Here is a 15,374-nt window from a genome sequence, read left to right as displayed (position 1 = left end):
CCCGAATTGACCGGCAGCGCGACATATTCGGCCAGCGAACCCGGCAGCGAGATGCCACGCATCTGCCTCATCTCGTAAGGCCGCGGCCGGCCACCGATCCAGTGGGGCTTGGCATGGGCGACGACGCGATCGCCGGCGGCGAATCCCGTAACCCCCTCGCCCAGCGCAACGATCTCGCCGGCGCCGTCGGCGACCGGGATGAGCGGAAAGCTCGGTCCGGGATAATTGCCGCTCGCCACCGCGACATCGACGAAATTGAGGCTCGCCGCACGCTGGCGGATCAGCACCTCGCCGCGCTGCGGTTCGGGGGTGGCAATGGTGGCGGCGCGGAAGGCGTCCAGCCTGGGATGGCTCAGCTCGATGGCTTTCATGGTTTCACTCCTGTGGGACGATTGATGGCTTGAGTGCATCTAGCTGCTGCGGTATTTCTGGATAATCCCTGCTTTTTACATTTGAGTACTGTAAGTCATGCAGCAATCTCGCGAACCACTGACCCTTGCCGAAATGGCGGCTTTCGCGGCCATCGCCGAGGCGCGTTCCTTCACCAGGGCGGCGGCGCGTGTCGGGCGCGACGCGACCATCCTGTCGCGGCGCCTGCAATCGCTGGAGGAGCGGCTGGGCGTCAGGTTGCTCCATCGCACGACGCGCAGCGTGTCGCTGACCGAGGCGGGTGCCGAATTCATGGTGCGGGTGCGCGCCATCCTCGCCTCCGTGGACGAGGCCGAGGCTGCCGCGTCGGCGTATGCCCGCGGCGGCCCGCGCGGCCTGCTGAGGCTGGCGCTGCCCGGCACGTTCGGACGCATGTGGATCGGGCCGCTGCTGCCGCAATTCCTTGCCGAATTTCCCGATGTCCGCATCGAGGCCGAATTCTCCAACCGCTTCGCCGATCTGGTCGCCGAGAATTTCGACGTTGCCGTGCGGCTCGGCGCGCTGGAGGATTCGCGCCTGGTGGCCCGCAAGGTGGCGACGCGGCGGCGACTGCTCTGCGCCGCCCCCTCCTATCTCGCCCGAAGGGGCAAGCCTGAGACCCCGCAGGCGTTGCTCGAACATTCCTGCCTGGGCTTCAGCGGTTTTCAGACCTTTCCAGCCTGGGAGATGACCAACCACGAGGGCCGGAGCGTACGCGTCGAGGTATCCGGGCCGTTGGTCACCGATGACGCCGAGGTGTTGGTCGATGCCGCCGTGCAAGGCGTCGGCCTGATGATGAGCACGGACTGGCTGGTCGGCCGCGAGCTCGCCGACGGACGGCTGGTGCCAATCCTGGAGGACTGGACGCTGGCCGACGAAGGCGCGATCTATGTCGTCACGCCCTCAGCCAAGGGACAAGCCGCCAAGACCCGCGCCTTTGCCGACTGGATCGGCAAGCGCTTCGCCCCGGAACCGCCCTGGCGGCGGTGAGGGTTGGCAAAATGATTGGCCGGCAGGCAGAGGCACAGCATTGTGCAACTTCGGGCAGATCGGCGGGTGGCTTTACCTCTTCGGCGGGTATGGGTGGCGTTCGAGCGCGACCAGCTCTATCCGGTCTCCTGTCCGGATCGCAGCATTTGGCTAACTGGCCCCGATATTCGGCGCCATCACTGAGGTGCAAGCGGCGTGCCTATGTCCGAAACGAGCTTGACGAGATCGGCTTGGCGTCTCGTGCTGGTTTTGGCGAAGATTCGGTTGAGGTGGGTCTTCAAGGTGTTTTCGCCGATGCCGAGCGCCAGCGCGCTCTTCGACGCGGACAATCCGCTGCCGATGCGCAGCAGAACCCGCGCCTCCGCGGGCGTGAGGTCGAACAGCGCGGTGAGAACGGCTTCCGGAAGTGGGGAAGAAGACGTCGTGGTCGAAACGAAGACAGCGGCACATGCCGGCCGGAAGGCCGCGCGCGCGGTTCCCTCGGTCAGTGGCAACACGTAGGCGACGGCCGGCGGCTGACCGGGGGCCGAAATGGGCAGGCCTATGCCGCGGGAGCCGAGCGAAGCGTCCTCGCTCGCGGCACTGGCGATTGCCTCCAGCAGGGCGCGGCCTGTCACCGGATTCTGTGCCTGGAGCAGGCCGTTCCTGGAAAGAATGGGGCCTTGCGCCGAAAACATTCGATCGGCCGCCCCGTTGGCATCAAGGATCGCTCCGTTGGCGCCGGTAAGAACGACAGGCACGGCGAGATGGTCGAGCGCTTGGCGATAAAGGCTGGCGGTAACGCGGGCCTGATCGAGCAGGTCTCCAATCATCGAAGCGCGGCGCAGATGCGGCGAGAGCAATGCCAGGAAACGCTGTTCTTCGATTGAGATGATCTCCCTGCTGGCCCGCGTGGTGCAACCCATGAGCCCGATCCGGTCCGGCGTATGAACGAATTTGGTGATGCAGGCCTCGCGCAATCCCTGCGGTTTGGCCCAATTCTGGAAAAATGGCGTCTGCTGGAGTTCGGCTTCGCTCATATACGACAACGTCGCAACAGGCGTGTCGATGTCGCCGACGATCGCGGCCTTCAGTCCGGGAATTGCGTCAAAATCATAATCCTCCTGGAGCACGCGCATTTGCACGGGATCCCAGGCCGATTGAGCCGCGAAGCGGCCACGATTGCCGGCAGTGCTGGCAAGCGCGATGGTGGTGTAGGCCGCGTCGACCGCCTCTGTGATCCGCGTCATTACCCCGGCCCAGCCGTCGGGGTTCAAGACGCAATCGTAGATATCGCCGATTATCGAGGAAAGGACGTCGCTGCTCAGCCTCTCCATCATGCCTCCTGCACGCCCCGATCTCGCATCGGAGGATTTCGCGAAGTCACACTTTCGGGTGACGCCACGCGTGGTTGAACTCGATTAAGGATATAAATTCGATCGGTTGATATCAGGCGGCTATTGTCGCTGGTTATTCTTGAAATGGAAAGCATCGCGCTCGCTATATTAGCGAGCGCAAATATATCGGGTACACAATTGCCACAAAAGACGGTGTTTTCATCGGCTCAATTGCCCTCGCATCTCAGTGATCGCGACCGATTTTCCCTCTGGCAAGACATCCACCTCGCGGAGATATGGTCGGTCGAATACGGCATGTCGGACAACCTGCCTTTCGAAGCCGCGATCGAAGCCACGGCTGTCGGATCACTGGTTCTTGGTCAGATGTCCGGAACGATCAAGCATGCAACGAGGAAGGCAAGCAATATCGCCGATGACGGCAACGATGGTTATCTCCTGCTGATCAACAAATCCGACACGCTGTTGACCGGCGCACAGGTCGGCCGCGACTATGGTGTCGGACAGGGCGAAGCGGTCCTGGTCACGGCATCGGAAGCGCTGAAAATGCACGGTTCCGACAGCAATGTATGGACAAACGTGGTGGTCCCCCGTGCAGTCCTCACCCAGGCCTTCCCGCAGATCGACGACAGGCTGGCGTTGAAGATCGGCGCCGAGAACGAAGCTCTCGATTTTCTCAAGCGTTATTGCCAACTTCTTGAAACCGGCCGCCCTCTCGTCTCGCCCGATCTGATAGCGCACGCGACGCAGACAATCGTCGATCTGATCGGCCTGGTGACAGGCGCCAAAGGCGAGCCTGCCGAATTGGCGGGCTTGCGCGGGTTGCCAGCAGCCAGGCTGCAGGCGGTGCTGGCGAAGATTGCCGAGAATTTTTCCAACCCCGGCATCTCGGCGCAGGGCGTCGCGCAAGAACTCGGCCTGTCGGCGCGCTATGTTCAAGATCTCCTGCAGGAGACCGGCATCAGCTTTTCCGAGCGCATTCTCGAACTTCGCCTGCAGCGCGCTCATAAGCTGCTTTCGCAGAGACAGAATAGCGAGATGCGCGTCAGCGAAATCGCCATGATCAGTGGCTTCAGCGATGTGTCGTATTTCAACCGCTGCTTTCGCCGCCGCTTCGGCTACACGCCAACGAGCGCCAGGTAGAATCCGGATACCGGAAACACGACGCGATTTCCGAATCCCTCTCCGTCAAAAGCCGAGATCCCGCGGCGATCGATGGCGCCAAACTGCCACAGTGCGCGGAAAAAGCACGGCACTTCGCTCCAGTCCAATTCCATTGCGGTCCTGCCCAAGACAACAGCCGGGCTCCAATGACATGTCAGCCTCAGGGTGAAACGACTATCATGTCAGGGGTTTGGATGCCGCAGAACACATTTGGAGGCCGCAAGGCGACGCTGGCTTGGACCGTGCCGACGAAATACGTCAACCCGTTGCGCGATCATCGCCACATGGCCAGCGTCAGTTCGCTCGCGCTGATGCTTGGCGCCGCCGGCATCGTGGCGACGACCCTGCCGGCCTCGGCCGCCGACGTGACCTGGACCGGTGCGATTTCGACCGACTGGTTCGACCCCGGCAACTGGACCCCGGTTGCGGTGCCTGGCGCCACCGACTACGCCAACCTCAACACGCTCACGCCGAATCCGACGGTGATAAGCGGCGCCAACGCCAATGGGCTTGTGGTTTTCGTGGGCAGGAATGCCGGCGATGTCGGTTCGCTGGCGATTTTGAACGGTGGCACGCTCAGTGACAGTCAAGGCTATTTGGGCACCTTCGTAGGGTCGACTGGCACAGCGACCGTAGATGGTGCGGGGTCTTCGTGGAACAGTATCGACGATTTCTATGTTTCCTATCAGGGTGTCGGCACGCTGACGATTTCCAACGGCGGTTCGGTCAACAATGTCAACGGCTTCTTAGGCGACTACTACGATTCGCTCGGCACCGCGACTGTCGACGGCACGGGCTCGACCTGGACCAACAGCGGGGGATTGACTGTCGGCGACTGGGGCCATGGCGAGTTGACAGTCTCGAATGGCGGTGCCGTCAGTAACGCCGTTGGCTACTTCGGTACCGGTGCCTATCTCGGTCGGCGGGAGGGTTCCATTGGTATAGCTACTGTCACCGATGCGGGCTCGACCTGGACAAGCAGCGGGGATCTCACTGTCGGTGATAACGGGACTGGCACTCTGGCGATCACCAAGGGCGGCGCCGTCAGCAATGATACGGCCTATGTTGGCAAATCGGTGGGCTCGACCGGCACGGCGACGGTCGATGATGCGACCTGGACAAACAATGGAGCGCTCTATGTCGGCCATGATGGCGACGGCAGTCTGACAATCATCAACGGCGGGACCGTCAGTGATTCGCAAGGCTCCGTTGGCAGATTCGCAGGGTCGACTGGTACCGTGACTGTCGATGGCGCGGGATCGGCATGGCTGCACTCCGACGATTTCTACGTTGGGGCGGAAGGCAAGGGGATGGTCACCATCCTCAATGGCGGCTTGATCAGCGATGTCGGTGGTATCCTGGGGGACAGTGACGATGCCTTTGCTGTCCTAAACGTGGACGGCAAGGATTCGACCTGGACCAACAGCGCAACCTTGACGGTGGCACGTTTCGGCACCGGCGCCCTCAACGTTGTCAACGGCGGCACAGTCAACAGCACCGATGGCTACATCGGCAAAGGCATTGATTCGACCGGCACCGTCTTGATTGACGGCGGCGGCTCCACCTGGACCAACAGCGGGTCGCTGACTGTCGGCCATGACGGCACAGGCAACCTGCTGATCACCAAGGGCGGCGCGGTCAGCAATGGCTCGGCCACTGTCGGCAAATCGGCGGGTTCGACCGGCATGGCGTTCGTCGACGGCGGCTCCACGTGGACCAATAGTGGAGATCTCACTGTCGGCGATGCCGGCAACGGCAATCTGGCGATCACTAACGGCGGCGCGGTCAGCAATGATGCGGCCTATGTTGGCAAATCGGCGGGCTCGACCGGCATGGTGTTCGTCGACGGCGGCTCGACCTGGGCCAGCGTAGCCCTTCTCGTCGGTTTCGCCGGCACCGGCGAGCTGAACATCCTTAACGGCGGCGCGGTCAGCAGTGGCCTGGGCTTCGTTGGTTTCGATTCGGGTTCTGCCGGAACGGTGACGGTCGACGGCGGGGGATCGACCTGGACCAACAGCTCCAATCTGTTCGTCGGCGATCAGGGTACCGGCATGCTGAATATCTCGAACGGCGGCAAGGTCAGCGATATCACAGGATATGTGGGCGCATTCTCGGGCTCGATCGGCACGGTGACGGTCGACGGCGGGGGTTCGGCCTGGAACAACAGCTCGGACCTGTTCGTAGGCGGTTTCAGCACGGGTACTCTGACGATCTCGAACAGCGGCACGGTGAGCAATGGCTGGGGCTATATCGGCTACGTTGCCGGTTCGACCGGCATGGCGGCGGTTGACGGCGTGGGATCGAAGTGGACGAACAGCGGGGACCTCTATGTCGGAGGCTTTGGCACAGGCACGCTGACGGTTTCGAACGGCGGTGTGGTCAGCAGTGCCGACCTTTTCGTCGGCTATCAGGGCACCGGTGCACTGAACGTCGTGAACGGCGGCAAGCTCACCAACCAAGCCGCGATCCTCGGCGATTTCGATACCGCAACGGCGACCGTGACTGTGGATGGGGCGGGATCTTCCTGGAGCACGGATGACGATCTTACCGTAGGCTTGGCCGGTCACGCGACGCTTGCAATCTCCAATGGCGGTTCAGCAGATGCCGATACCGTTGGTGTCGGCCAGGAAGCAACAGCCACAGGTGCCGTTACAGTCGACGGCATGGACTCGAAGTGGACCAACAAGAACGGCCTGTACCTCGGTGGTCTCGGAAGCGGCACGCTTGCCGTAACCAATGGCGGCGTGGCCTCCGGCGGCCTCGCTTATCTGGCGCTCGGTGCCGCTGCCACGGCCCAGGCAACGGTCGACGGCAAAGATTCGCTGTGGGAAATGCACGGCGACCTGGTGATCGGATTGAACGGCACGGCTTCGGTGACGCTCTCAAACGACGGTACTGCTCTGGTGGACTTCGCTACCGTGATCGCCAGCCAGGCCGGCTCGACCGGCAATCTCAACATCGGCGGCGCGGCAGGCGCCGCGGCGACGGGCGCCGGTGTCCTCGGCTCGGCCACGTTCCAGTTCGGCCTCGGCACCGGTGCGCTCAATTTCAACCATACCAATACAAATTATGCGTTCGATGCCGGCATCAGCGGGCTGGGGACGATCAACCAGATCGCCGGCAATACCAACCTGACAGGCAATTCGAGCGGCTTCACCGGCGCCACCAATGTGAGCGGCGGACGGCTGGCCGTGAACGGATCGCTGGCGAGTTCGCTTGTGACCATCACCGGCGGCATGCTGGGCGGCAACGGCACGGTGGGCGGCATCGTGGCACAGTCGGGCGGCATCATCGCACCGGGCAATTCGATCGGCACGCTCAATGTCGCGGGCAATGTCGACCAGGCGGCGGGCTCGATCTATGCGGTCGAACTGACCTCGACCGGCACTTCCGATTTTCTCCATGCGACGGGTGCGGCAACGATCGACAGCGGCGCGCTGATCGACGTGGTCAAACTCGACGGCGCGCCTTATGTGGCAGGCACGCACTATACCGTGTTGCAAGCCGATAGCGGCGTCACCGGGACTTACACGGTCGCCGGCGACACCGGGACGGTTTTCCTCGGCCTGGTCGATAGCTACGACGCCAATCACGTCTATCTCGATGTTGTCCAGAAGTCCTTCGCCTCGGTCGGTCTGACGCCCAACCAGATCGCCGCCGGCGCCGGCACTGAGAGCCTCGGCAGCGGAAATCCCGTATACGACGCCATCCTGCAACTGCCTTCGGAGGCGGCTGTTCAGGACGCCTTCGACCAGCTCTCGGGCGAAATCCATGCCTCGGCCAAGGGCATGCTGCTGGAAGACAGCCGTTTCATCCGCGACGCCGCCACCAGCCGCATCAGCGCCGCCTTCGGCGATGCCGGCAGCACTGCTGCCCTGCCCGTCATGGCCTATGGCGAGGGCGGCCCGGAAATGGTCGCCGCCGACACCGACCGTTTCGCCGTCTGGGGCCAGGCTTTCGGCTCCTGGGGAAATACCGACAGCGACGGCAACGCCGCCGCCTTCGACCGCTCGACTGGCGGCTTGCTGGCCGGCGCCGACACCCAGCTCGGCACCTGGCGCGTCGGCCTGATAGGCGGCTACAGCCATTCGTCCTTCGACGCCGATGACCGCAATTCATCGGGCAAGAGCGACAGCTACCATCTCGGTCTCTATGGCGGCACCAATTGGGGCGCCATCGCCTTCCGCACCGGTGCGGCCTACAGCTGGAACAGCCTCTCGACAAAACGCGCCGTCGCTTTCAATGGTTTCACTGACGGGCTGTCCGCCGACTACGATGCCGGCACGGCGCAAGCGTTCGGCGAACTCGCCTACAAGGCCGATGCCGGGCATTTCAAGGTCGAACCCTTCGCCAACCTCGCCTATGTCAGCGTGCACACCGATGGCTTCACCGAAACCGGCGGTGCGGCGGCGCTGACCAGTGCCGGCTCAACCACCGATGCAACCTTCACAACGCTCGGCCTGCGTGCTTCCACCGATTTGGGCCTCGGCCAGATCAAGGCCACGGCGCGCGGCATGCTCGGCTGGCGCCATGCCTTCGGTGATGACACCCCGGCCTCAAGCTTCGCCTTCGCCGGCGGCGATCTCTTCACCATCGCCGGCGTGCCTGTCGCCAGGGACGCAGCAGTGGTCGAGGCCGGCCGCGACCTGAACATGTCGGCCAATGCCACGCTGGGGCTCTCCTACACCGGACAGTTCGGCGGCGGCACGGTCGACCAGGGTGCGAAGGTCAATCTCGGCTTGAGGTTCTGACCAACGCGAAGGCTGGGGGCAATTCTCGAAGGGCGGTTGGGAGGCGCCGGAGAAGCACTCGCGGCATGAGCCTCTACGTCCGTCGCCCCTACTCCGGCGACGGCACCGGCGGCTGCGATGTCAGCGCAGTACCGAAAGCCGCGGCGACGACGGCCGCGATGCCGGCCAGTTGCGTCATGGTCAGGCTCTCGTGCAGGAACAGGAAGCCGGCCAGCGCGCCCAGCCCCGGCTCCAGGCAGGTCAGCGTGCCATAGATGCGGGCCGGCATTCGAGTCAGCGCCACCATTTCCAGAAAGAACGGCAATGCGCTGGAAAACAGGCCGACGAGCAAGGCACTGACCAGGATCGATGGCGCGAGCAACGCGGTTCCCGCTTGCGCCACACCGAAGGGCAGCACAAGCACGGCGGCGATCGCCATTCCGTAGGCCGTGGTGCGGGTGCCGAGCTCCGCACCCGCCTTCTGGGCGAGCACGATATAGAGGGCCCAGAATCCGCCCGCGGCCAGCGCCAGCATCACCCCGGTCGGGTCGAGCGGTGCGAGTGAATGAACGAACGGCGACAACAGCACGATGCCGGCCACCGCAAGCGCGATCCAGGCAAAGTCGCTGGCGCGCCGCGACGCCAGCGTAGCCACCAGCAGCGGCCCGGAAAATTCGAGCGCTACCGCGATGCCGAGCGGGATGGTGGCGAGCGCGGCATAGAACAGAAGGTTGAGCGCACACAGCGTCACGCCATAGGCGACCAACCACGGCATGGTGGCGCGCGAGGGCCACATTTGCCAGGGCCGCAGCACCGCGATCAGCATCAGCGCGCCCACGACGAGCCGCAGCGTCGTCGTGCCCTGCGCGCCGATCAGCGGGAACAAGCCCTTGGCGAAGGTGGCGCCAATCTGGATCGACACCATGGCGCCCATCAGGGCCGCGATGGGCAGCGACGCCGCCTCGCGACGGGCAATTGACGTCGATGTCACTTGGGTCGTCCTCCCTGTCGCCCGGCGCAAACTCGCCTGGCGGAACAGGAATACGGGGAACCGGCCCGCCTGTCGTGAGGCAGCGCCGGCGGCTTGGTGGGGCAGGACAGCGGATCGTTCGGGCTAGAGGAGACGGTGGGGTTTGAGGCGGGGTGACGGATAGGGCCGCATAGCCAAGGCGCGGCCCACTTCATACAGGCAGGCGAGCCATCGTCGCTGAAATACGGCGGTCGGGCCCGTGCAACCAACCGATGAAAAGGCAACTATGCTGCAGCGCGCAAGCAAGGCTGAATTTCTGGAAAAAGTCGCCGAAAGGTGGGTATCTGGCCGTTTTGTCGATGATCTGGCGCCTACTCACCGAAGTGTTTCAGCTGGGTAAATTTTTTGTGTTGCGCTGCACAATGGCATAGCCGATCCATCTCCTGGGGGACTTTTCGCGACTGGACACAGGCCGTGGAGGAACCGCCAGCTTGGCCAACTTGAGTTGTCCCTACGTCGATTTCGAGCCCGGCCGGGCCGGAGTTGCAAAGCGTGGGATCGGCGATGCCGGCACCCTGCCGCTCGAGCCGACCAGCAGTCGGCTTCATCGCGGACATCGCGCCGGCGGAAGCCGCCGATGAGAAACGCCCGCGACATCCAACTGGATGCACTCAGGGCCGTCGCCGTGACGATGGTGTTGTATTCCCATTTCTTCGCGGCGGGAGGATCTTCATTCTGGGGCCATATCGGCGTGCGGCTGTTCTTCGTGCTGAGCGGCTTCCTGATCACGCGCCTGCTCCTGGAAGCGCGTTCGGCCGCCGAATTCGAAACCGGCCCCGCGCTGCGATCCTTCTACATCAGGCGGGCACTGCGGATATTCCCGCCCTATTTTGCCGTCCTGGGTTTCGTCTGGCTGGTTGACCTGGACCAGTCCAGGGGATCGCTGGTTTGGCACGCGCTTTATCTGTCGAATTTCTGGTATGCGCTGCGCAATGATTGGACACCCTGGGTGCTGTGCCATTTTTGGAGCCTGAGCATCGAGGAGCAGTTCTACCTTGCCTGGCCACTGGTCGTCCTGCTCGCCCCACGCAGGCGCTTCGAGACGATCTGTATCGGCGTCATCGCGCTGTCGCTGGCCTATCGCTTCTACTGGCCGGTCACCGCCACCCCGGCGCTGGCGCGCGACCTGCTGCCGCCGGCATCCATGGATGCGCTGGCGTCGGGCGCATTGCTTGCCTGCTGGCGGTCCAGGGGCGCCGGCCTGCCGCAATGGATGCGGCTGGGTTGGCCTGCCTTCGCGGCCGCTTTCCTGATGATCGAGTGGTTTGTCCCGGCACCTGCCGATCCGACGCTGGAATGGGCCCATTGGCTGGTGCGGCAAGTCCTGCCCCTGGTGCCGCTGATGGCCATTGTCGCCGCCTGTTCGCGCGGCCTTGGCGGCCGCCTCGGCAAGCTTGCCGAATTGCCGCCGCTGCTCGGCCTCGGCCGTATCAGCTACGGCGTCTATCTCTATCATCCGATATTGCTGTCGCTCGCCGTCAAGTCGCAGCCCTGGATTCCGCTCAATGTCTCCGAGCAAGGGCCAGGGCGGTTCGTGGTAGCGAGTGCCGCCACGATCGTCGTGGCCTGGATTTCCTGGGTGGTTTTCGAAAGGCCGCTCAACAGCCTGAAGCACCACTTCCCCTATGTCGCGCACGCTCGTTCCGCGCAGGCCGGCCATACCGGCTGGCTCGCGATCGCGCCCGGCGGATCGCCCGATGGCCGCCAATCGCTCGACATCCAGCGAACGGATGTGACGCGATGACCGCCGCGCCGCTCGTATCCGTGCTGCTGCCGGTCTACAATGCCGGGCCCTATCTCGCCGCCGCTCTGGGAAGCATCCTGCGGCAGGATTACGGCCGCCTGGAGATCGTCGCGATCGATGACGGGTCGACCGACAATTCCCTCGAGATCCTCGAGCGATACCAGAAGGCCGACAGCCGCATCTCGATCATTTCGCGCGAAAACCGTGGCCTCGTCGCGACGCTCAATGAAGGGCTGGCGCTCGCCCGGGGCGAATTGGTCGCGCGGATGGACGCCGACGATGTCGCCTATCCCTGGCGCTTGTCGCGCCAGGTGGCGCTGTTTGAGCGGCGGCCCGAACTCGGCTTCTGCGGCGCCGGCGTCGATATGTTGATCCGCGGCCGCATCGCCAGGGGCAAGCCCGATCCGGTGTTCCAGCTCGGCCGCATCCCCATACTGGCAAAGTTCTTCACGATCTTCATGCACCCGACGGTCGTCTACAACAGGGAGGTCATCGACGACGATGACCTCCACTACGACCAGACTTACAGGCACGCCGAGGATTTCGATCTTTTCAGGCGGCTGGCCGGCCGTTACCCGGCGGCCATGATGCCCGAGAACCTGCTCATCTACCGCGTCCATCAGGAAAGCGTGACCAGCCGGCACATCAACGAGATGCGCAGGACGCATTTGCGGATCGTCGCCGAGAACCTGGAGCGCGAGGGCCTCGCGGAAGCAACGCAGGACTTGCGCGACATCGGCAATGCCGTCAGCCACGATACGGTTACCCGTGCGGCCAACTTCATCGTCCAGCTGGAGGAGGAGATTTGCTCCCTGCCCGCCGCGACGCGGCCAAGCTTCGAGGCTGGCGCGCTCAACCTGTTTTATTTTCTCTACCAGCTCGTCGCCGACGAAAAGCAGCCCCCGCTGACGCACGAATTGCTGACGCGGACCGCGAAGTGGAACGTCATCCGGCGTCGCGAGCAATATGCACTGCGGCCCGGCGCCTGGGCACCCTGGCTCAGCCTTGCCTCGCTGTCGGCCAGCAGGCAGGCAGACGCCTTGGCATACTTCTTCAAATCCGCTCCTGCTGCTGCGGTTTTGGCACCTTATCGGTTGAGTTAAAGGAATGACCGTCAAAGCCAACCAGCCCCTGCAGCGCGATCGTTCGACGGCGCTTGGCGTCGCTCCGGCCGTTCCCCGCCCGGAACGCTCGCCGCCGCAAGTCAGCTTCATCATCTGTACGCGCAACCGTGTCGCAGTGCTCGAGGCCTGCATCAAGTCGGTGCAGGCCGCGTGCCGCGCCTATGCCAGCTTCGCGGCTGAACTCGTGGTCGTCGACAACGGTTCGAGCGACCGCACGGCCGAACGCCTGGCCAGCATCGCCGAACTGTCGGATGTTCCCTTCACGGCCATTTGCGAGCCGCGCCCCGGATTGGCGGCTGCCCGCAACGCCGGGCTGAGGCGCGCGCGCGGCCGCGTGCTGGTCTTCGTCGACGATGATTGCGCGGTCGATTGCGACTACCTGCGCGATCTGGAGCGACATTATGCGTCCGGGGAAAAATGGCTCATCCGGGGAGGCCGAGTCGAGCTTGGCGATCCCAGGGATCTGCCGTTCACGATCAAGCGGTCGCGTGTGCGCGAACGGCTGACGCCGGATGTTCATCCCGGCGGTTTTGTGCTGGGCTGCAACATGACGATGCACCGCGATGTCGCGGCCCGTATCGGCGATTTCGATGAACGCTTCGGCGCGGGCGCGCCATTGCGGGCGGCGGAGGATACCGATTACCTTGTGCGAGCGCTGTTGCTCGGTTTCGCGGTCGAGTATGTCCCGGATATGACGATATTCCATCATCACGGCCGGCGGGATCGCGGATCCATCGAAAAGCTTCACCGCGACTACAGTCTCGGCAATGGCGGGCTCTGCCTGAAACATGTTCTCCATGCGCCCTGGCTGCTTCGTCATTTCTACTGGGCGGCGAGAGGCGCATTGCGGGAACTGGCGGGCGGGCCTGTCTTTGATCGTGAACTCAATCTGCCGCACTGGCCGATCGTCGCCATGAATTTGCTCGGAGCGGCCAAATTCGCGGTTCTTCTGCTGGCAAGACAGCCGCAGGCCGAGCCGCTGCGGCAAGACGAGCAAGCCAATGCCCAGGCGAGGTGAAACGCTATAATGCCGTTGCTACCGCCAAGCCTGCCGATGCTGTTCCGGGCGTTCGGAAAGCGGCAACTGCGCCTGCTTCCGGCCGTGGTGGGTCTCGGCCTGGTCAGCGCCGTCCTCGAAGGCTTCGGCATCGGTCTGATCATCCCGTTGCTGGGCATCATCATGGGGCACGGGGAGGCGCCGGGAATGGGTGGCTTCTCGGCGGTCCTCCAGCATGTCGGATCGGGCCTGAGCGAGCGCGACCGGCTTGTTGTCATTTCGATCGCCATCCTCGGCTCGATCATCCTGAAGAACGTTTTCGCCTTCGCCAACACGCTGCTCACGACCTTCATCTATGGCAAGGCGAGCCATTCGATCCGCAGCGCGTTGTCGGAGCAGCTCTTGCGGGTCGGCTATCCATTCTTCCTGCGCCAGAGTCCCGGACGGCTGCTTAACATCATCTCCAACGAATCCTGGCGGGCGTCGGATGCGATCCAGATCATGCTGTCGGCCATCGTCAGCGCATCGGCCGCCATCATCCTGTTGGCTTTCCTGCTGCTGCTTTCGTGGCGCATGACGCTGTTGGTCACGATCGGACTGGCGCTCGTCCAGATCGCGCACGCCATCCTCTCGGCCAATCTGAAAGAGCCCAGCCGCAGCGTCGCTTCGCGCAACAGCCACCTCGCCTCGCAGATGCTCCATCTGGTGCATGCCGGACGCCTGATCCGCATTTTCGGACAGGAGAGCCGGGAGAAGGCGATATTCGATACGGCGTCCGATGCGGTTCGCCGCGCCTCTTTCGCACTGCTTGTGCGCCAGGGAGCGTTGCCGCCGCTGACGGAGGTTCTCCACGCCATTCTGTTCCTGGCGGTGGTGATCGGCGCCTGGCTGGCGCAAGTGAGTTTTCCGCTGATCATTGCGTTCGTCATACTGCTCTACAGGCTGCAGCCGCATATGCGGGCCCTGCAAGGGTCGTGGAGCCAGCTGCAGGGCCTGAGCGGATCGCTCGAGGAGGTGACGTGGATGCTGGATCCCGCCGGCAAGCCCGGGCCGCCGCAAGGCGACGGGCCGTTCCACGGTTTGCACCAGGGCATCAAATTCGATGATGTGACGTTCACCTATTCCGGCACGGACCGGCGTGAAGTGGTGCTGCATTCGGCGACGTTCGAAATCCGCAGTGGCCGCTCGACGGCGCTGATCGGCCGCTCGGGCGCCGGCAAGACGACGATCGTCAATCTCCTGTGCCGCTTCGTGGAACCGGACACCGGGAGGATTCTCGTCGATGGATCACCCCTCGACCGTATCGATGCCGGCCAGTGGCGCCGACACATCGCCCTGGCCAGCCAGGAGCTGGAACTGGTCGATGGCAGCATTTTTGAAAACATAATCTACGGCCAGGAGGCAGCCACGGCTGGCGACGCCGAGCGCGCCGCAAGACTGGCCGAAGCACATGAATTCATCGAACGGCTTCCTGAGGGTTACGATACGCTCGTTGGCTACAGGGGCATCAACCTCTCGGCGGGACAGAGGCAGCGGATCGCGCTCGCCAGGGCGCTGGTGCGCGATCCCGATCTCCTCATCCTGGACGAAGCCACCAATGCGGTGGACGGACTGTCGGAAGCGGCCATCGTCGAGACCCTGAAGTCGAGAGCCGGCCGCCGCACGACCATCGTCATCAGCCACCATCACAGCACCATCTCGTTCTGCGACGACGTGGTGATCCTGAGCGCCGGCCGTGTGAAAAAGCAGGCGCCTTTCGGCGCCCTCGCATCGCTCAGCATGGACGAGCTTTACCAGCACGGACCGCTCGACTGATGCATGTCAGCCAAAAGTGCGTAGCGGTTTGGGCCCCC

Annotated in this window: 10 protein-coding genes; 7 read left to right on the top strand and 3 right to left on the bottom strand. The window is 63.7% G+C overall.

Annotation, left to right across the window (positions count from 1 at the left end; genetic code table 11):
- On the bottom strand, nt 1-371 hold a 371-nt coding region (locus NKH57_RS25220; protein ID WP_352948263.1), incomplete at its 3' end, for an alcohol dehydrogenase catalytic domain-containing protein.
- A gap of 97 nt (nt 372-468) precedes the next feature.
- On the opposite strand from NKH57_RS25220, the gene NKH57_RS25215 reads away from it, so the two are divergent.
- Complete coding sequence (locus tag NKH57_RS25215; protein ID WP_352948260.1) at nt 469-1,398, top strand: LysR family transcriptional regulator; 930 nt, start codon at nt 469-471, stop codon at nt 1,396-1,398.
- Between the two features lie 176 nt (nt 1,399-1,574).
- Here the strand turns inward: NKH57_RS25215 and NKH57_RS25210 are convergent, their stop codons facing one another.
- Nucleotides 1,575-2,714 (bottom strand): LuxR family transcriptional regulator, encoded by a 1,140-nt coding sequence (locus NKH57_RS25210; RefSeq protein ID WP_352948257.1) that lies wholly within the window; start codon nt 2,712-2,714, stop codon nt 1,575-1,577.
- 315 nt (nt 2,715-3,029) lie between these two features.
- On the opposite strand from NKH57_RS25210, the gene NKH57_RS25205 reads away from it, so the two are divergent.
- Nucleotides 3,030-3,875 carry an AraC family transcriptional regulator gene (locus NKH57_RS25205; protein WP_245266687.1) on the top strand — a complete coding sequence of 282 codons (846 nt, stop codon included), beginning with the start codon at nt 3,030-3,032 and terminating at the stop codon, nt 3,873-3,875.
- Between the two features lie 215 nt (nt 3,876-4,090).
- A complete protein-coding gene (locus tag NKH57_RS25200) occupies nt 4,091-8,647 on the top strand; it encodes an autotransporter outer membrane beta-barrel domain-containing protein (protein WP_352948254.1) in 4,557 nt (1,518 codons plus the stop codon).
- 88 nt (nt 8,648-8,735) lie between these two features.
- On the opposite strand, the gene NKH57_RS25195 is transcribed toward NKH57_RS25200, so the two are convergent.
- Nucleotides 8,736-9,617 carry an EamA family transporter gene (locus tag NKH57_RS25195; RefSeq protein WP_352948251.1) on the bottom strand — a complete coding sequence of 294 codons (882 nt, stop codon included), beginning with the start codon at nt 9,615-9,617 and terminating at the stop codon, nt 8,736-8,738.
- A 616-nt stretch (nt 9,618-10,233) separates the two neighbouring features.
- On the opposite strand from NKH57_RS25195, the gene NKH57_RS25190 reads away from it, so the two are divergent.
- Genes NKH57_RS25190 through NKH57_RS25175 form a run of 4 tightly spaced genes read left to right on the top strand, consistent with a single transcriptional unit; the run spans nt 10,234 to nt 15,336 of the window.
- Nucleotides 10,234-11,400, top strand: a complete 1,167-nt coding sequence (locus tag NKH57_RS25190; RefSeq protein ID WP_352948248.1) for an acyltransferase family protein — start codon at nt 10,234-10,236, stop codon at nt 11,398-11,400.
- Nucleotides 11,397-12,503 carry a glycosyltransferase family 2 protein gene (locus NKH57_RS25185; protein WP_352948245.1) on the top strand — a complete coding sequence of 369 codons (1,107 nt, stop codon included), beginning with the start codon at nt 11,397-11,399 and terminating at the stop codon, nt 12,501-12,503. The genes NKH57_RS25190 and NKH57_RS25185 overlap by 4 nt, the downstream gene beginning before the upstream one ends.
- Before the next feature lie 4 nt (nt 12,504-12,507).
- Complete coding sequence (locus NKH57_RS25180) at nt 12,508-13,542, top strand: glycosyltransferase family 2 protein (protein ID WP_352948243.1); 1,035 nt, start codon at nt 12,508-12,510, stop codon at nt 13,540-13,542.
- Nucleotides 13,543-13,551: 9 nt separating this feature from the next.
- Nucleotides 13,552-15,336, top strand: a complete 1,785-nt coding sequence (locus NKH57_RS25175) for an ABC transporter ATP-binding protein (RefSeq protein WP_352948240.1) — start codon at nt 13,552-13,554, stop codon at nt 15,334-15,336.
- Nucleotides 15,337-15,374: the final 38 nt, after the last annotated feature.

This window comes from Mesorhizobium sp. M1050 (assembly GCF_040318715.1).
In the GTDB taxonomy this organism is placed as follows: domain Bacteria; phylum Pseudomonadota; class Alphaproteobacteria; order Rhizobiales; family Rhizobiaceae; genus Mesorhizobium.
Note: the sequence above shows the minus strand (reverse complement) of the source record. Positions and strands in the feature narration are given on the sequence as shown.